A 15,555-nucleotide genomic window follows, 5' to 3' on the forward strand; every position below is an offset into this window, starting at 1 on the left:
CGTCGAACGATCGTGGCGACGACCTCGCCCGGAGCGCGAGCCGCGGTACCCCGGTCGCTCTCAGGAGTGCGGGGACTGTCCGGACCAGGCGGCGCGCAGGAGCCTGCCGAGGCCCTCCGCGGTCACCTCGCGCGGGTTGGCGTAGGGGTTGGCCAGCGCCACCTGGACGATCCGGTCGATGTCGCTCTCGGCCATGCCGAGTTCCCGCAGCGATCGGGGGGCGCCGAGCCGGCCGGCGAGGTGCCACAGGGCCGTGGCCGGGTCGGCGGTGGTGCCCAGGGCGCGGCCCAGTGCGGCGGCCGCCTTGGGTGCCGCGTCCTGGTTGTAGGCGAGGGCGTGCGGGAGGACCACGGTGTGGGTGGGGGCGTGCGGCAGGTCGAGGGTGCCGCCGAGGGCGTGGCAGAGCTTGTGGTGCAGCGACATGGTGGTGGCACCGAGACAGGCGCCGCACAGCCAGGCGCCGTACTGGGCACGGGCGCGGGCCGCCAGGTCGGTGCCGTCGGCGGCGACGTCCGGGAGGGCGGCGGCCAGCGCCCGTACGCCTTCCTCGGCCATCAGGTCGACGACCGGGGAGGCGTCCGGTGCGTAGAGGGCCTCGACCGCGTGCGCGATCGCGTTCATGCCGCTGGTGACGGAGACGGCCGTCGGCAGGGCGAGGGTGAGCGCGGGGTCGTAGAGCACCGAGACGGGCAGGACGCGCGGATCCCGGCCGGTGCGTTTGACGCCGTTCTCCGTGAGCCCCCAGACCGGTGTCATCTCGGACCCGGAGTACGTCGTCGGTACGGCGATGACCGGCAGGCCGTACTTCAGGGCGACGATCTTCCCGAGACCGATCGCCGAGCCACCGCCGATGGCGACGCAGCCGTCCGCGTTCACCTCGTGCGCGCGTCGTTGGGCCTCGGCCGCCGCCTCGGCGGGCACGTGCATACGGGCGTGCGGGTGGATGTCCGCCGCTCGGGCCCCGATCAGGCCGGCGGCCGTCTCGGCGAGCTGCCGCTGTCCCGGCGTGCACAGCACCATGACCCGCTTCAGGCCGGCGCGGTCGATCTCCTCGGCGAGCCGGGCGAGGGCGCCGGTGCCCATCACCACGCGCATCGGCAGCGCCTGGTAGGTGAAGTCGAGCGGGGTGTTCATCAGGCGTCCTCACTCGTGGCGGGTTCGACGGTGATGTCGAACTCGGCGACGCGGAACGGCGCGGCGACCTGGTACGCGCGCGCCCTCTGCTCGTCGTCGACCTCGGTGAAGTCGACGACGAGGCCTTCCTTGACGGCGAAGACGGCGTCCGAGTCCAGGTAGGGGCCGTCGGCGACGAAGATGTGCGTCGTCAGGGACCGGTGGCCGTCGGCCTCCACGATGAAGTGGATGTGCGCCGGGCGGTACGGGTGACGCGCGGTGGCGCCGAGCAGGACTCCCACCGGGCCGTCGGTCGGAATGGGGTAGTGGCTCGGCACCACGGTGCGGAACCACAGCCGGCCTTCGTCGTCGGTCCTGAACAGACCGCGTCCGTTGCCCGGCGGCTGGACGTCGGGCTGCTGCACGTCGTAGAAGCCGTCCTCGGTGCACTGCCAGACATCGACGCTCGCCCCGGCCAGCGGGCTGCCGTCCGCCGACCTGACGCGCAGGGACACCACGCAGGGTGTTCCGGTGCCCATCAGGTCGATGGTGTCCCCGATCTCGCGCCGGGGGGACGCGACGACGTGGAACGGCCCCAGGACGGTGCTCTCGGTGCCGCCGCCCTGCTCGTTCACCGTCTCGACCAGCATGGAGACCCCCAGCACGTCGGAGAGCAGGATGAACTCCTGGCGGGTGGGATCGCATGTCTGCCCGACCGCGGTGAGGTAGTCCACGGCGTACTCCCACTCCTGGATCGTGGGACGCAGCTCACGGACGTAACCGTGCAGATGGCGGACGAGTCCTTGGAGCAGCTCACGCAACCGCGGGTCCGGTGTGTCGCGGAAGCTGTCGACGACCGCGGTGGTGACGGCTTCGGCGGCTTCGTCGGTGCCGGGCATGAGCAACCTCCAGTGGTGGCGTGCGGGCCACGGCTGGGGCCGTGGCTGAGGAGACGCTACGCAGACGCGCCCCGGGGCGACAGCCGCGGAGCACGGCCGGCAGCCGAATCGCCGCGACGGGTTCCGACAGACTGGTCCGCGGTCCGCCGGGAGCCGGCACCTGCGCAGCGCCTTCGTCGCCCGTTGTTGATCGAGTGCTGCGAGGACAAGAATGGCGCATGGCCCGCCCCCCTTCGGCCGCGCCGAGCGGCTGCCGGGCCGGCGGACGACGGCCTCACGGCGGCCCGGCGAGCTCACGGCGGCCCGGCGGCCTCACGGCCTGATGCCGAGCCGCTCCGCGAGTTCGCGGGCGTCGACGCCGTACGTCTCCCTGATCCGCGCGCCGTCGGGGCCGACGTCGAAGACGCCGTGGTCCGTGTACACACGGCTGACGCAGCCGACACCGGTGAGCGGGTAGGTGCACCGCGGCACGAGCTTGGGCTCTCCGGAGCGGGTGAAGAGCGTCATCATGACGTAGACGTCCTTGGCGCCGATGGCGAGGTCCATCGCGCCGCCGACGGCGGGGATGTCGTCGGGCCTGCCGGTGTGCCAGTTCGCCAGGTCGCCGTCGAAGGCGACCTGGTACGCGCCGAGGACGCAGACGTCGAGGTGACCGCCGCGCATCATCGCGAAGGAGTCGGCGTGGTGGAAGTACGCCGCCCCGGGCAGCTCGGTCACCGGGACCTTGCCGGCGTTGGTCAGGTCGGGGTCGACCGCGTCGCCCTCGGCCTTCGGCCCCATGTTGAGCATGCCGTTCTCGGTGTGCAGCACCACCCCGGAGCCGGCCGGCAGATGGTCGGCGATCTTGGTGGGCTGGCCGATGCCGAGGTTGACGAAAGCGCCGGCCGGGATGTCGCGTGCAATGACGGCGGCCAGCTCGTCCATCGAGAGTCGGTGATCGCTGGACACGGTGGTCATCGTGCCCCCTGCACGGTGTAGTGCCGGGCCGCCACCTGGACGATCCGGTCGACGTAGATGGACGGGGTGACGACGGCCTCGGGGTCGAGCTCGCCCGGCTCGACGATCCGGTCGACCTGGACGATGGTGGTGGTCGCCGCCGTGGCCATGACGGGCCCGAAGTTGCGCGCCGTCCTGCGGTACACGAGGTTGCCCATGGTGTCCGCGACGTGCGCTCCGATCAGCGCGTAGTCGCCCTTGATGGGGTACTCCAGCAGGTAGGTACGGCCGTCGATCTCCCGCACCTCCTTGCCCTCGGCCAGCGGTGTGCCCACCGCCGTCGGGCAGTAGAACGCGCCGATGCCGGCACCGGCGGCGCGCATCCGCTCGGCGAGGTTGCCCTGCGGCACGACCTCCAGGTCGATCTTCCCCGCGCGGTAGAGGTCGTCGAAGACCCACGAGTCGGCCTGGCGCGGGAAGGAACAGAGCACCTTGCGCACCCGTCCGGCGGCCAGCAGCGCGGCCAGGCCGACGTCGCCGTTGCCGGCGTTGTTGGACACGATCGTGAGGTCTTCGGCACCCTGCCGGATGAGCGCCTCGATCAGGTCGAACGGCATCCCGGCCAGGCCGAAGCCGCCGACCAGGACGGTGGAGCCGTCCTCGATCCCGGCGACCGCGGCGTCGGCGCTCTCGACCACCTGCGCCCGGCTCACCGGTCCGCCCCCGCGACGTCGCAGTTCTCCAGGACGACGGCCAGGCCCTGGCCGACTCCGATGCAGATCGCGGCGACGCCGTAGCGCTGCCTGGTCTCGCGCAGCACCTTGGCCAGCGTGGCCAGGATGCGGCCGCCCGAGGCGCCCAGGGGGTGCCCGATCGCGATGGCCCCGCCCTTCTGGTTGACGATGGCGGGGTCGATCTTCCACGCGTCGACGCAGGCGAGCGACTGCACGGCGAAGGCCTCGTTGAGCTCGACCGCGCCCACTTGGTCCCAGCCGATCCCGGCCCGTGCCAGTGCCCGGTTCGCGGCCTCGACCGGGGCGTAGCCGAAGGCCTGCGGCTCCAGCGCCATCACGCCGCGGCCGGCGATGCGGGCGATCGGATCGGCCCCGATCGTGGCCGCCGCCCGCTCGCTGCCCAGCAGCACCGCGGAGGCGCCGTCGTTGAGCGGGCTGGAGTTGCCCGCGGTGATGGTGCCGCCCTGCTCCGGCGTCCGGAAGGCCGGCTTGAGTCCCGCCAGCACCTGAAGCGTGGATCCGGGCCGGATGCCCTCGTCGCGGGTCAGATCGGCACCCTCGACCGGCGTCACCAGGTCGTCGTAGAAGCCCGACTCCCAGGCCTGGTTGGCGAGTTGGTGGGAGCGGACGGCGAACTCGTCCTGCCGCTCACGGGAGATCCCGAAGCGGTCGTGGAGCTGCTCGTTGGCCTCGCCGAGGCTGACCGTCCACTCCTTCGGCATGCGTGGGTTGACCAGCCGCCAGCCGAGCGTGGTGGACACGGCGGTGACGTCGCCGGCCGGGAACGGTTTCGCCGGCTTCGGCAGCACCCACGGCGCACGCGTCATCGACTCCACGCCGCCGGTCAGCACCACCTCGGCGTCGCCGGACTCGATGGTCCGGCTGGCGGTCATCGCCGCGTCGAGGCTCGATCCGCACAACCGGTTGACCGTGGTGCCGGGCACGCTCACCGGAAGTCCGGCGAGCAGCGCCGCCATGCGGCCGACGTTGCGGTTCTCCTCGCCGGCGCCGTTGGCGTTGCCCCAGACCACGTCGTCGATCGCGGCACGGTCGAGGTCTGGCACCGCGGCGAGCGTCGAGGTGATCGCGGCAGCGGCGAGGTCGTCGGGGCGGATCCCGGCCAGCGCCCCGTTGAAGCGGCCGAACGGGGTCCGGGTGGCAGCATAGATGAAAGCGCTCATGACTCAGACGCTAGTCGCGGGATGCGATATTCTGAAGTACGTATATAACCGCCGATTGATATGGACGACATATGGATCTGCGGCACCTCCGGTACTTCGTGGCGGTGGCCGAGGAGCGTCACTTCGGCCGGGCCGCCGAGCGGCTCCACATGGCCCAGCCGCCGCTCTCCCAGCAGATCCGCCGGCTGGAGACCGAGCTCGGCGTGGAACTGCTCCAGCGCACCACCCGCCGCGTCGACCTCACCGAGGCGGGCCGCGCCTACCTGCAGCGGGCGCGCGCGATCCTCGCCGACGTCGACAAGGCCGGCCACCACGCGCGGCTCGTGGCCGCCGGTTCGGTGGGCCGTCTGGCGATCGGGTGCGTGGGCTCGGCGACGTACAGCCTGCTGCCCACGCTCTCGCGCCGGCTCACGGCGGAGCTTCCCGGCGTCGACTTCTCCTTCCGCGGCGAGATGCTGGCACCCGACCAGGTGGAGGCGCTGCGCACCGGCGCGATCGACGTGGCGCTGCTGCGCCCGGTGGCGGCGGACCCCTCCCTGACCGTGCACACCCTGCGCCGGGACCGGCTCGTCGTCGCCGTACCGGTCGACCACCCTCTCGCCCGCCGGAAACGGCTGCGCGTCGCGGACCTCGCCGGTGCCGACATGATCGTGCACTCGGCCGACCGCCGGTCCGTGATGCACGACGTGGTGCTGGGTCTCCTGCGGGACGCCGGGGTCGAGCCGCACATCCGCCACGAGGTCGGCGAGACCTCGACACTGATCACCCTCGTGGCCGGCGGGCTCGGCGTCGCGGTCGTACCGGAGCCCGTGACCGCACTGCCGCTCGACGGTGTCGCCTACCTGCCGCTGGCCGGGTCCGACGCACGCGTGGAACTGGCGGTGGCCCACCGCGCCGACCGCACCGAACCCCATCTGGCCCGGACCGTCAGGATCATCCGGGCGGCACTGTGAACGCGTCGCCTCCAGAAGGCCGAAGACCGGACGCAGAAAAGGGCCCTCACAGACTCTCGCCTGCGAAGACCCTTCGCACCGTCGGGACGACAGGATTTGAACCTGCGACCCCTTGACCCCCAGTCAAGTGCGCTACCAAGCTGCGCCACGTCCCGGTGCCGTTTGACCTGGGATTTCCCCCGGCGAAACGCGCAAGGAAACAATACCGCACTCGGCTCGGTGATCGCGCCCGCCTTTCTCCCGGCCGACCCCTTCCTCCCGGCCGGCCGAGGCGATGCCGGGGGGATCAGCTTCCGGTCGGCAGGCCCAGCTCCGGGTGGGCCTCCAGGAGTCGGGGCGGGGCCGCCTGCCGCCAGGAGTCGGCGAGGATGTCGCGCAGCTCGCCCTCGTCCTCCAGGGCGGCGAGCCGGACCCTGACCCAGGCGAACTGGGCCTCGTGACCGGCGATCCAGAACTTGCCCGGCTCGGCGAGCACGAGCTCGTCGCGCTCCTCCTTGGGGCAGCGCACGGCGATGGAGGTCTCGTCCTCGGGCAGCGTGGCGAACATCTTCCCGGCGACCCGGAAGGTGGGCATGCTCCAGGCGGTCTTCTCGCTGGTGTCCGGCAGGGACAGGGCGACACGGCGTACGTCTTCGGCGTCCGGCATGCTCGAAACCGTAGCCGCTGCCACTGACAGTCACCCGGCCGGAGCGTCAACGTGCCGGCAGGAGCGGGTCCTCGGCCGCGGCACGCCGGACCATCAGTTGCACGGGGCGACATCTCCGGCGTGAACCGCCCAGGTCACGGGGGTGCGGCTCAGAGCCGGGCGGCCTCGCCCAGGGCCGTGAGCACCGGGCGGATCAGCGGATGGCCCTCGGCCCCTTGCCGTACGGCCGCGAAGACGCGGCGGGTCGGGGCGACGCCGTCGACGGGGCGTACGACGACTCCGGTCAGGTCCATGCCGCGCAGCGCCGAGCGCGGCACGAGAGCCACGCCCGCGTCGGCCGAGGCCAGGGCCACCACGGCACGGAAGTCGTCGGAGGAGTGTTCGAGTCGGGGCTGGAAGCCGGCGCTCTCGCAGGCCAGCACGACCACGTCGTGGCAGGGGTTGCCGGGGTACGGGCCGATCCAGGAGTCCTTGGCGAGGTCGGCGAGCGGGACCTCGGGTGCGTCGGCGAGGCGGTGGTGGAGCGGGACGACGGCGTCGAAGGGCTCCGCGTACAGGGGTACGTGGGTGAGCCGGGGGTCGTCGGCGGGCGGCGCCCCCCGGTACTCGACCGCGACCGCGACGTCGACCTGCCGGTCCAGGACCATGGGGAGGCTGGCGTCGCCCTCGGCGTCCTGGACTCGGATGCGGATGCCGGGGGCGGTGCGGGCGAGCCGGGCCACGGCGGGGGCGACCACCTGGGCGATGCCGGTGGCGAAGGCGGCGACGGTGACCGTGCCGGCCTCGCCGGAGCCGTACGCGGCGAGTTCGGCCTCGGCCCGCTCCAGCTGGGCGAGGACGGCGTTGGTGTGGGTGAGCAGGATCTCGCCGGCCGGGGTCAGCCGTACGCCCTTGGCCCCGCGCTCGACCAGGCGGTGGCCGGTCTCCTGCTCCAGGGCCGCCAGCTGCTGGGAGACGGCCGAGGGTGTCAGGTACAGCGCGGCGGCAGCCGCCGTCACCGTGCGGTGGTCGGCCACCGCACGGAGGATGTGGAGCCGCCGCGCTTCGATCATGGCTTGATTATCGCAACATGCCGGGACCGCTCGGCCCGCGGGCGCTGCTGGGCCGGCAGGCCCTGCTCGGCCCGCCGGCCCAGCTCAGCGGGCCTGTTCCGCTCAGCCGACCTGACACTCTCGGTCGGCCTGTCGCTCTCGGTCCGCCGCCGCGCTCGACCCGCCGCCCCGCTCGACCCGCCGCCCCGGTCAGCCCGCCAGCTCGGCGCGGGCCGCCACGAAGGCGTCCACGGCGCGGTTGACGTCGTCCGTCGAGTGGGCCGCCGACAACTGGACGCGGATCCGGGCCTGACCCTGCGGGACGACCGGGTACGAGAAGCCGATCACGTACACGCCCCGCTCAAGGAGCAGCTCGGCCATCCGGCCGGCCTCGGCCGCGTCGCCGATCATCACGGGGGCGATGGCGTGGTCACCGGGGAGGATGTCGAAGCCCTCCTCGGTCATCCGGCGCCGGAACAGGGCGGTGTTCTCGGCGAGGCGCACCCGCAGGTCGTCCGCCGCCTCCAGCAGGTCGAGGACCTTCAGCGAGGCCGCCGCGATCACCGGGGCGAGGGTGTTGGAGAAGAGGTACGGGCGGGACCGCTGGCGGAGCAGGGCGACGATCTCCGCGCGGGCCGCCACATAGCCGCCGGAGGCGCCGCCGAGGGCCTTGCCGAGGGTGCCGGTGACGATGTCGACGCGGTCTCGCACGCCGTGCAGCTCGGGGGTGCCGCGGCCGGAGGGGCCGACGAAACCGACGGCGTGCGAGTCGTCGACCATGACCATCGCGTCGTAGCGGTCGGCGAGGTCGCAGATCTCGCGCAGCGGCGCCACGTAGCCGTCCATCGAGAACACGCCGTCGGTGACCACGAGCCTCCGGCGTGCCCCGGCCGCCTCCTTCAACTGCCTTTCCAGGTCGTCGAGATCGCGGTTGGCGTAGCGCAGGCGGCGGGCCTTGGAGAGGCGGATGCCGTCGATGATCGAGGCGTGGTTGAGGGCGTCGGAGATCACCGCGTCCTCCTCGCCGAGGAGGGTCTCGAAGACACCGCCGTTGGCGTCGAAGCAGGAGGAGTAGAGGATCGTGTCCTCCTGGCCGAGGAACGCCGACAGGCGCGCCTCCAGCTCCTTGTGGACCTCCTGGGTGCCGCAGATGAAGCGGACGGAGGCCATGCCGTAGCCCCAGCGGTCCAGGGCCTGGTGGGCGGCGGCGATCACCTCGGGGTGGTCGGCGAGGCCGAGGTAGTTGTTGGCGCAGAAGTTGAGGACCTCGCCGGGGCGGCCGCCGGAGGTCACGTCCACGGTCGCGGACTGGGGGCCGCCGATGACCCGTTCGGGCTTGTGCAGGCCGGCGGCGCTGATCTCGTCGAGGGTGGCGCGCAGGTCGTCGCGCACGGAGTCGAACATTCCAGAAGCTCCTAGTGTCTTACGCGGTCCAGTCGAGGATGACCTTGCCGCCGCGGCCGCTCGCCGCGTCGGCGAAGGCCGCCTCGAAGTCGCGGTACCCGTAGCGGCCGGTGATCACGGGAGCGAGGTCGAGTCCGCCCTCCAGCAGGACCGACATCGCGTACCAGGTCTCGAACATCTCTCGGCCGTAGATGCCCTTGATGGTGATCATCGAGGTGACGATCCGGGCCCAGTCCACCGGGAACTCCTGGGCGGGCAGGCCGAGCACGGCGATCCGGCCGCCGTGCGTCATGTTGGCGATCATGTCGCGCATGGCCTCGGGCCGCCCGGACATCTCCAGGCCGACGTCGAAGCCCTCGCGCAGCCCCAGTTCCCGCTGTCCGTCGGCGATCTCGGCCCGCGACACGTCCAGGGCGAGGCTGACGCCGATCTTGCGGGCGAGTTCGAGCCGTTCCTCGCTGACGTCGGTGATCACGACGTGCCGGGCACCGGCGTGCCGGGCCACGGCGGCGGCCATGAGACCGATCGGCCCCGCCCCGGTGATCAGGACGTCCTCGCCGACCAGCGGGAAGGAGAGCGCGGTGTGCACGGCGTTGCCGAACGGGTCGAAGATCGCGGCCACGTCCAGGTCGACGGGGACCCGGTGCACCCAGACGTTGCCGGCGGGCAGCGCGACGTACTCGGCGAACGCGCCGTCCCGGCCGACGCCGAGGCCGACCGTGGCGCGGCACAGATGACGCCGTCCGGCCTGGCAGTTGCGGCACTTGCCGCAGACCAGGTGCCCCTCGCCGCTGACCCGGTCGCCCGCCTTGACGTCGGTGACGTCCCGGCCGGTCGCCACGACCTCGCCGACGAACTCGTGCCCGACCACGAGCGGGGTGGTGATCGCCTTGCGGGCCCAGCCGTCCCACGCCCGGATGTGCAGGTCGGTGCCGCAGATGCCGGTCCGCAGGACCTTGATGAGCACGTCACCGGGTCCGACCGCGGGCTCCGGGACGTCCGTGAGCCACAGGCCGGGCTCCGCCTTCTCCTTGACCAGCGCCTTCAACGCTACGGCTCCTGTGCGTGAGGTCCCGGCCGCGGGAACGCCGAAGCGGTCCGCGGCCGGGGAGGGGGGTGGAATCTCCCAGCAATCTGCCGCACCCCGGCGCGTCGGTCCATCGAGGATTTCTTAAGCGCCGCCACAGCTCCGCTTCACACCCCCCGCAACACCCGTCAGGACACGGTCAGTCGAGGCGGGAGACCTGGTAGTGGGCGATGTGCCAGTCCTGGCCCGTCCGGGTGACGAGGACGGAGAGCTTCACCTCCAGCGGGGGCCGATCCGTGAACGAGAACTCCACGGCCAGGTAGCCGAGGACGACCCCGTCGGCGGGGCGCCGGGTCTCCAGGACGCGGTACGCCGCCGTCATCCCGAGGGGCTGGGAGTCGTAGTACGCGGCGACACCCTGCCGTCCGACGCTGTAAGGGTGCAGTCCCTGGAAGACGGCGTCCTCGGTGAACTGGGCGGCGACCCGTTCGGGTCGGTGCGCGTCGACGCCTGCTTTCCAGCGGTCGAGCACCCCGGTCAGGATCGCTGTGTCCTCCGTCGTGCCGGTCATGTCCGCTCCTTTCAGTGTCCGGCGCTCATGCCGCCGTCGACGTGCAGGATCTCGCCTGTGACGAACGGCGCGGTCTCCAGAAAGAGGACCGCGTCGACGATGTCGCTCACTTCGCCCATCCGGCCGACCGGGTGCAGGGCGGCGAGGAACTCGTGGGTCTCGGCCGGGTGCATCGGGGTCTTGATGGTGCCGGGCGACACCGCGTTGACGCGGATCCCGCGCGTGGCGTACTCGATCGCCAGGGACTTCGTCGCGGACTGCAGGCCGCCCTTGGTCAGCGAGGCCAGGACGGAGGGGACCCGGGCGTCGGGGTTGTCGACCAGGCTGGTGGTGACGCTGACGATGTGCCCGCCGCCCTGGGCGAGCAGGTGCGGAACGGCCTGCTGGGTGAGGTGGAAGAAACCGGCGACGTTGATGCCGGTCACGGCGGCGTAGTCCGCGGCCGTGTAGTCGGTGAACGGCTTCGCGACGAAGACGCCGGCGTTGTTGACCACGGTGTCGACCCGGCCGAACCGCTCGACGGCCGCGGCCACGACCCGCTCGGCCGTCGCCGGGTCGGCGATGTCGCCCTGGACCGCCAGGACGCCGGCGTCGTCGGCGGGGGCGATGGTGCGCGAGGTGGCGACGACCGCGAAGCCGAGCTTGCGGTAGCCCTCGACGAGGGCGGCGCCGATGCCCTGCGAGGCACCGCTGACGATCGCGACCTTCTGCTGCTGCGTGCTCATGGTGACCTTTTCGTCTCGGTTGGTGGCTGACCGGTCACTAGCCGACCGGTCGACTATACGGAAGCTAGGCGGGTCACGGCCGGGACGCCAGGATCGGTTTCCTCCCGGCTGGGAGGCTGCTCCTCCCAGCGCAGCTCAGGCCGGGAGCGCGTGCGGGTCGTCGGCGGGGAGCCAGGTCTCCGGGGCGTGGATCCCGAGGTCGCCGACGCCGCCGCACAGGGCGTCGACGACGGCCAGGACGCCGGCCCGGTCCTCGCTCGCCCGCCAGACCAGGGACCAGGTCCAGTACACCTTCGGCGCGACGATCTCGCGACGGACCAGGTCGGGCGGTATCGGGGCGGTCTGGCCCTTGGGCGAGTTGAGGACGGGCCGGGTGCAGCGCCGGACGTGGTCGAAGTAGGCGGGGCCGGTGACGGCGCCGTCGGAGATGCGCACCGCGCGGGCGCCGACGGCCCGGGTGAGCTCCTCGGCGTACGCGTTCCAGGAGGCCCAGGAGGTGATGTCGTCGTCGATCAGGATGTCGGCGTCCCGGGCCGGCAGGTCGCTCGCGTCGGTGCCCTTCGCGACGGCGTAGAGCCGGTCGGCGCCGACCAGCCGGGCCCGCAGCCCGAGCCGTGCGAGGTCCTGGGTGCGCACCCAGCAGACGGCGAGGTCCAGGCTGCCGTCGGCCACCCGGGCGGCCTGGGTGTGCGAGGGGGCGACCCAGGCGTCCACGTGGACCCGGGCCGCGGCGGCCGTCCGCGCCGTCAGGTCCGGCGGCAGCCAGTTGACGTAGCCCAGGCGTACCGACTGCGAACCGGAGAGCCGGCCGGCCCGGCGTTCGAGATCGTCGGCCCGCTCCAGCAGGGCGCGGGTGTGCGGCAGCAGGTCGGCGCCGGCCGGGGTGAGCGAGACCGAGCGGCGGTCGCGGTCGAACAGCTTGACGCCCAGGTCCCGTTCGAGCGCCTTGATCTGCTGGGAGAGCGAGGGGCCCGCGATGAGCAGCCGCTCGGCCGCCCGGCCGAAGTGCAGCTCCTCGGCGACCGCGACGAAGTACCGCAGCTGACGCAGTTCCACGCGCGCCATGCTACGCGGGCTGGGAGGCTGCGCCTCTCAACAGCGAGGCGGCCGGTCGTGGCGTGGGCACGGGCGTCGGCGGAGGATGGAGTGACCTACGCCGTGAGGAGCGCACCATGCGAGAGTTCCTGGTCGAGATAACCACCGCGATCCCCGAGGGCACGGGCCAGGACGAGGTGGACAGGCGGCGCGCCGCGGAGGCCGTACGGGCCCGGGAACTGGCCGCGACCGGCCATCTGGCCCGGCTGTGGCGGCCGGTGGGCGAGTTGCGCAGCATCGGGGTCTGGCGGGCGGCCGACGAGGAGGAACTCCACGAGAAGGTCCTCGGCACCTTGCCGCTGCGTCCGTGGATGACGCTCACCGTCACCCCCCTGGAGTCCCATCCCAACGACCCGGGCCGGCCCGACACCACCCGATGACCCGCGACTCCCCCGCGGCCGCCTCCGCCTGGACCCAGTGGTCCCATGGGTGAGACGACGGCAACCGGCGGCGGCCGCCCGTTCTAGCCCACCTGCTGCTGGACCACCTGCTCCTGGGCCACCCGCTCCTGGTCGGCGGTCACGGCGAGCAGGGCACGGCAGTTCTGCCAGAGCGGGCTCAGTCGCCCGGCGCTGTTGTACAGCTTGGCGAACATCACCTGCCCCTCCAGCTGGGCCACCACCGCCCGCGCCGCCTCGCGGGTGTCGGTCACCCCCACGTCGCCGCGCTCCCGGGCCTCGGCGACGACGGACTCGACCATGGCGACCTGGGCGTCGAAGATCTCCTGCAGCCGCTCGCGGACCGCCTCGGTCTGGTTGCTCAGCTCAAGGGCGAGGTTCCCGAACAGGCAGCCCGCCACCGTCCCGCACCCCTGCTGACCCGCCAGCTGACCGGCCTCGGTCTCCTCGAACAGCCGCCGCAGCCGGTGCAGCGGCTCCGCGTCGCCGGTCAGGGCCCGGGTCCAGTCGCGTTTCTGGGCCGCCCAGTGCTCGTCGACGACCGCGAGCGCGAGGGCCTCCTTGGACTCGAAGAAGTAGTAGAAGCTGCCCTTCGGCACCCCGGCCGCCTTGCAGATCTCGGCCACGCCGAGCGCGGAGTAGCCGCGCCCTTCGATCAGCGAGCGGGCGGCGTCGAGGATCTTCCGCCTGGCGTCACTGGTGCGTCCCATGCCACCAGGGTACGAAAGTATTCGACCGGTCGGCTAGTGAGGAGGCTGTCTCCGCCGTCACAGCAGCGGCAGTCCGTCTGCCTCACGGCGTTCGATGCGGGCCACCAGCTCCGCCGCGGACGACTTGATGGTCTCCAGGCCGGGCAGGCCCCAGGGCCGCGGCGCCACGTCGACCACACACACCGTGCCGAGCACCGTCCCCGTACTGTCGATCAGCGGAGCGCCCAGATAGGAACGGATCCCGAACTCGTCGACGACCGGATTGCCCGCGAACCGTGGGTAGTCGCAGACGTCCTCCAGGACCAGCGCCTTGCGCCGGACCACCACATGGGGGCAGAACCCGTGGTCGCGGGGCAGTTCACGGCCGAGGACCGGGATGCTGCCGTCGGGCCGCACCACGGGCGGCGCCACGTCCGGCAGATGCAGACCCGCGAAGAACTGACGGTTCAGGTCGATGAAGTTGACCATCGCGTACGGCGCCCGGGTGAGCTCGGCCAGCCGGTCCGCGTAGGCGTCGAGGGCGGGGTCCGGGTGGGCTCCCAGGTGCAGTTGGCCGAGGCGCCGGGTGCGCTCGGGTGCCTCCTTGTCCTCGGGCGTGAGCAGCAGCCGGCCGACCGGGCGCGGCGGGTCGTACCTCATGCGCGGGCTCCGTCGCGGTGGAGGTTCGTCATGTACGGGCTCCGTGAGGGGTGTAGGCGGTTCACATGTGGGCGCCGTGGCTCGGCGCGGAGACCGGAGCGTGCGCGATGAGATGCCGGACGAGGGTGAGCAGGGTCTGGACGCCGGAGCTGGAGATCCGGGCGTCGCAGCGGACCACCGGGATCTCCGGGTCGAGGTCGATGGCGGCGCGCACCTCCTCCGGGTCGTAGCGGTAGGAGCCGTCGAACTCGTTGATGGCGACGATGAAGCCGAGGCCGCGCTCCTCGAAGAAGTCGACGGCCGCGAAGCAGTCCTCCAGGCGGCGGGTGTCGGCGAGGATGACCGCGCCGAGCGCGCCCTCGGACAGCTCGTCCCACATGAACCAGAACCGCTCCTGTCCGGGCGTGCCGAACAGGTAGAGCACGTGTTCCGGGTCCAGAGTGATGCGGCCGAAGTCCATGGCCACCGTCGTCTCGACCTTGTTCTCGATCCCTTCGAGACTGTCGGTCGCCGCACTGACCGTGGTGAGGAGTTCCTCCGTGGACAGCGGCGCGATCTCGCTGACCGCGCCCACGAAGGTCGTCTTGCCGACCCCGAACCCACCGGCCACCAGGATTTTCAGCGCGGTGGGGAAGGGGTCAGAGCTGTCGTCGTAGTCCATCGAGCACTGCCTCCAGGAGGGACCGGTCAGTCGGGTTGTGGTGGAACGCGGGGGGCTTGGCGGTCAGCGCCCCGCAGTCGACGAGGTCGGAGAGCAGCACCTTGGTGACCACGGCGGGCAGTTTGAGGTGCGCGGCGACCTCGGCGACCGGGACGGGGGCACGACACAGGGCCAGCACCTGCGCGTGCTCGGGGCCGAGGTAGCCGAGGGGCGTGGACCCGGTCGCCATCACCTGGGACATGAGGTCGAGGGCGATGCTCGGCTCGGTGCGGCCGTTGCTGACCGTGAACGGGCGCACGAGGCGTCCGGCCGCGTCGTCGAGCCAGGGCCCGTCGCCGGCTGCGGCCACCCTCAAGGCCTCAGCGCCGTGGAGTCGACGGCGTGCTGCCGGGGCGCGGTGACGAGGTACGGGCGGACGCTCTTGACCAGCATGGCCATCTCGTAGCCGAGAACGGCGGCGTCGGCCTCGCGGCCGGCCAGCACGGCGAGGCAGGTGCCGGAGCCGGCGGTGGTGACGAAGAGCAGCGTCGAGTCGAGTTCGACGACGACCTGGCGGACGTCCCCGCCGTCGCCGAACCGGACGCCCGCGCTGCGGCCCAGTGAGTACAGGCCGGAGGCGAGCGCCGCCATGTGGTCGGCGCTGTCCGGGTCCAGGCCGTGGACGGACTTCACCAGCCCGTCGCAGGACAGGAGCACCGCGCTGGTGGTGTGCGGTACGCGCTGCACTAGGCCGCTCATCAGCCAGTCGAGGTCGGATACCTGGGCGGTCGGCGCATCGCTCGCCATGGTGGATCGACTCCTTGGGGTACGAAGGTCTGCGGGAGCTGTGGGG

General features: G+C 72.2%; 19 protein-coding genes and 1 tRNA gene. 2 read left to right on the plus strand and 18 right to left on the minus strand.

Translation table 11 applies throughout. From position 1 onward, the window contains the following. Positions 1–60: 60 nt before the first annotated feature. From AB0M11_RS00460 to AB0M11_RS00480, 5 genes are all read right to left on the minus strand, one after another. The gene (locus tag AB0M11_RS00460; RefSeq protein ID WP_365699722.1) at positions 61–1,134 is read right to left on the minus strand and encodes a maleylacetate reductase; all 1,074 of its coding nucleotides are present in this window, start codon (positions 1,132–1,134) and stop codon (positions 61–63) included. Then, positions 1,134–2,012 carry a dioxygenase gene (locus tag AB0M11_RS00465; protein ID WP_365699724.1) on the minus strand — a complete coding sequence of 293 codons (879 nt, stop codon included), beginning with the start codon at positions 2,010–2,012 and terminating at the stop codon, positions 1,134–1,136. The genes AB0M11_RS00460 and AB0M11_RS00465 overlap by 1 nt, the downstream gene beginning before the upstream one ends. Positions 2,013–2,324: 312 nt before the next feature. Further along, on the minus strand, positions 2,325–2,969 hold the full coding sequence (locus AB0M11_RS00470) for a 3-oxoacid CoA-transferase subunit B (RefSeq protein WP_365699727.1): 645 nt from the start codon (positions 2,967–2,969) through the stop codon (positions 2,325–2,327). Next, on the minus strand, positions 2,966–3,661 hold the full coding sequence (locus AB0M11_RS00475) for a 3-oxoacid CoA-transferase subunit A (RefSeq protein WP_365699728.1): 696 nt from the start codon (positions 3,659–3,661) through the stop codon (positions 2,966–2,968). Before AB0M11_RS00475 ends, AB0M11_RS00470 begins: the two co-directional genes overlap by 4 nt. Next, positions 3,658–4,863 (minus strand): thiolase family protein, encoded by a 1,206-nt coding sequence (locus AB0M11_RS00480; protein ID WP_365699730.1) that lies wholly within the window; start codon positions 4,861–4,863, stop codon positions 3,658–3,660. Before AB0M11_RS00480 ends, AB0M11_RS00475 begins: the two co-directional genes overlap by 4 nt. Before the next feature lie 71 nt (positions 4,864–4,934). Between AB0M11_RS00480 and AB0M11_RS00485 the strand changes: the two genes are divergently transcribed. Beyond that, positions 4,935–5,816 (plus strand): LysR substrate-binding domain-containing protein, encoded by an 882-nt coding sequence (locus AB0M11_RS00485; RefSeq protein ID WP_365699732.1) that lies wholly within the window; start codon positions 4,935–4,937, stop codon positions 5,814–5,816. 81 nt (positions 5,817–5,897) lie between these two features. On the opposite strand, the gene AB0M11_RS00490 is transcribed toward AB0M11_RS00485, so the two are convergent. The 8 genes from AB0M11_RS00490 to AB0M11_RS00525 all read right to left on the minus strand — a co-directional run bounded on the left by AB0M11_RS00490 (position 5,898) and on the right by AB0M11_RS00525 (position 12,285). Continuing rightward, positions 5,898–5,971, minus strand: a tRNA-Pro gene (locus tag AB0M11_RS00490). 131 nt (positions 5,972–6,102) lie between these two features. Then, positions 6,103–6,462 carry an MmcQ/YjbR family DNA-binding protein gene (locus AB0M11_RS00495; RefSeq protein WP_365699734.1) on the minus strand — a complete coding sequence of 120 codons (360 nt, stop codon included), beginning with the start codon at positions 6,460–6,462 and terminating at the stop codon, positions 6,103–6,105. Between the two features lie 149 nt (positions 6,463–6,611). Further along, positions 6,612–7,514 (minus strand): LysR family transcriptional regulator, encoded by a 903-nt coding sequence (locus AB0M11_RS00500; protein WP_365699736.1) that lies wholly within the window; start codon positions 7,512–7,514, stop codon positions 6,612–6,614. 189 nt (positions 7,515–7,703) lie between these two features. Continuing rightward, positions 7,704–8,897 (minus strand): glycine C-acetyltransferase, encoded by a 1,194-nt coding sequence (locus AB0M11_RS00505; protein WP_365699738.1) that lies wholly within the window; start codon positions 8,895–8,897, stop codon positions 7,704–7,706. A 19-nt stretch (positions 8,898–8,916) separates the two neighbouring features. Next, complete coding sequence (gene tdh, locus AB0M11_RS00510) at positions 8,917–9,945, minus strand: L-threonine 3-dehydrogenase (RefSeq protein WP_365699740.1); 1,029 nt, start codon at positions 9,943–9,945, stop codon at positions 8,917–8,919. Positions 9,946–10,123: 178 nt separating this feature from the next. Further along, the gene (locus AB0M11_RS00515; protein ID WP_365699742.1) at positions 10,124–10,495 is read right to left on the minus strand and encodes a hypothetical protein; all 372 of its coding nucleotides are present in this window, start codon (positions 10,493–10,495) and stop codon (positions 10,124–10,126) included. An 11-nt stretch (positions 10,496–10,506) separates the two neighbouring features. Further along, the gene (locus AB0M11_RS00520) at positions 10,507–11,220 is read right to left on the minus strand and encodes an SDR family oxidoreductase (protein WP_365699744.1); all 714 of its coding nucleotides are present in this window, start codon (positions 11,218–11,220) and stop codon (positions 10,507–10,509) included. 135 nt (positions 11,221–11,355) lie between these two features. Further along, on the minus strand, positions 11,356–12,285 hold the full coding sequence (locus AB0M11_RS00525) for a LysR family transcriptional regulator (RefSeq protein ID WP_365699746.1): 930 nt from the start codon (positions 12,283–12,285) through the stop codon (positions 11,356–11,358). Positions 12,286–12,392: 107 nt separating this feature from the next. Between AB0M11_RS00525 and AB0M11_RS00530 the strand changes: the two genes are divergently transcribed. After that, on the plus strand, positions 12,393–12,695 hold the full coding sequence (locus AB0M11_RS00530) for a muconolactone Delta-isomerase family protein (RefSeq protein ID WP_365699748.1): 303 nt from the start codon (positions 12,393–12,395) through the stop codon (positions 12,693–12,695). Between the two features lie 83 nt (positions 12,696–12,778). On the opposite strand, the gene AB0M11_RS00535 is transcribed toward AB0M11_RS00530, so the two are convergent. The 5 genes from AB0M11_RS00535 to AB0M11_RS00555 all read right to left on the minus strand — a co-directional run bounded on the left by AB0M11_RS00535 (position 12,779) and on the right by AB0M11_RS00555 (position 15,509). Continuing rightward, positions 12,779–13,423, minus strand: a complete 645-nt coding sequence (locus tag AB0M11_RS00535) for a TetR/AcrR family transcriptional regulator (RefSeq protein ID WP_365699750.1) — start codon at positions 13,421–13,423, stop codon at positions 12,779–12,781. Between the two features lie 57 nt (positions 13,424–13,480). Then, entirely contained in the window at positions 13,481–14,062 is a 582-nt protein-coding gene (locus tag AB0M11_RS00540) for a GAF domain-containing protein (protein ID WP_365699752.1), read from the minus strand. A 61-nt stretch (positions 14,063–14,123) separates the two neighbouring features. Continuing rightward, complete coding sequence (locus AB0M11_RS00545; RefSeq protein ID WP_365699754.1) at positions 14,124–14,723, minus strand: ATP/GTP-binding protein; 600 nt, start codon at positions 14,721–14,723, stop codon at positions 14,124–14,126. Next, complete coding sequence (locus AB0M11_RS00550; protein WP_365699756.1) at positions 14,701–15,072, minus strand: DUF742 domain-containing protein; 372 nt, start codon at positions 15,070–15,072, stop codon at positions 14,701–14,703. The genes AB0M11_RS00545 and AB0M11_RS00550 overlap by 23 nt, the downstream gene beginning before the upstream one ends. Positions 15,073–15,074: 2 nt before the next feature. Next, positions 15,075–15,509, minus strand: coding sequence for a roadblock/LC7 domain-containing protein (locus AB0M11_RS00555; RefSeq protein ID WP_365699758.1), 435 nt, complete (start codon positions 15,507–15,509; stop codon positions 15,075–15,077). Positions 15,510–15,555 lie beyond the last annotated feature (46 nt).

This window comes from Streptomyces sp. NPDC051987 (genome assembly GCF_040680735.1).
Taxonomy (GTDB): Bacteria; Actinomycetota; Actinomycetes; order Streptomycetales; family Streptomycetaceae; genus Streptomyces.

Coding starts and splice junctions, on each gene's coding strand:
- AB0M11_RS00530 (WP_365699748.1), top strand. CDS start 12,393: ATGCGAGAGTTCCTGGTCGAGATAACCACCGCGATCCCCGAGGGCACG.
- AB0M11_RS00480 (WP_365699730.1), bottom strand. CDS start 4,863: ATGAGCGCTTTCATCTATGCTGCCACCCGGACCCCGTTCGGCCGCTTC.
- AB0M11_RS00460 (WP_365699722.1), bottom strand. CDS start 1,134: ATGAACACCCCGCTCGACTTCACCTACCAGGCGCTGCCGATGCGCGTG.
- AB0M11_RS00525 (WP_365699746.1), bottom strand. CDS start 12,285: ATGGCGCGCGTGGAACTGCGTCAGCTGCGGTACTTCGTCGCGGTCGCC.
- AB0M11_RS00500 (WP_365699736.1), bottom strand. CDS start 7,514: ATGATCGAAGCGCGGCGGCTCCACATCCTCCGTGCGGTGGCCGACCAC.
- AB0M11_RS00555 (WP_365699758.1), bottom strand. CDS start 15,509: ATGGCGAGCGATGCGCCGACCGCCCAGGTATCCGACCTCGACTGGCTG.
- AB0M11_RS00505 (WP_365699738.1), bottom strand. CDS start 8,897: ATGTTCGACTCCGTGCGCGACGACCTGCGCGCCACCCTCGACGAGATC.
- AB0M11_RS00495 (WP_365699734.1), bottom strand. CDS start 6,462: ATGCCGGACGCCGAAGACGTACGCCGTGTCGCCCTGTCCCTGCCGGAC.
- AB0M11_RS00470 (WP_365699727.1), bottom strand. CDS start 2,969: ATGACCACCGTGTCCAGCGATCACCGACTCTCGATGGACGAGCTGGCC.
- AB0M11_RS00485 (WP_365699732.1), top strand. CDS start 4,935: ATGGATCTGCGGCACCTCCGGTACTTCGTGGCGGTGGCCGAGGAGCGT.
- AB0M11_RS00520 (WP_365699744.1), bottom strand. CDS start 11,220: ATGAGCACGCAGCAGCAGAAGGTCGCGATCGTCAGCGGTGCCTCGCAG.
- AB0M11_RS00535 (WP_365699750.1), bottom strand. CDS start 13,423: ATGGGACGCACCAGTGACGCCAGGCGGAAGATCCTCGACGCCGCCCGC.
- AB0M11_RS00540 (WP_365699752.1), bottom strand. CDS start 14,062: ATGAGGTACGACCCGCCGCGCCCGGTCGGCCGGCTGCTGCTCACGCCC.
- AB0M11_RS00465 (WP_365699724.1), bottom strand. CDS start 2,012: ATGCCCGGCACCGACGAAGCCGCCGAAGCCGTCACCACCGCGGTCGTC.
- AB0M11_RS00545 (WP_365699754.1), bottom strand. CDS start 14,723: ATGGACTACGACGACAGCTCTGACCCCTTCCCCACCGCGCTGAAAATC.
- AB0M11_RS00515 (WP_365699742.1), bottom strand. CDS start 10,495: ATGACCGGCACGACGGAGGACACAGCGATCCTGACCGGGGTGCTCGAC.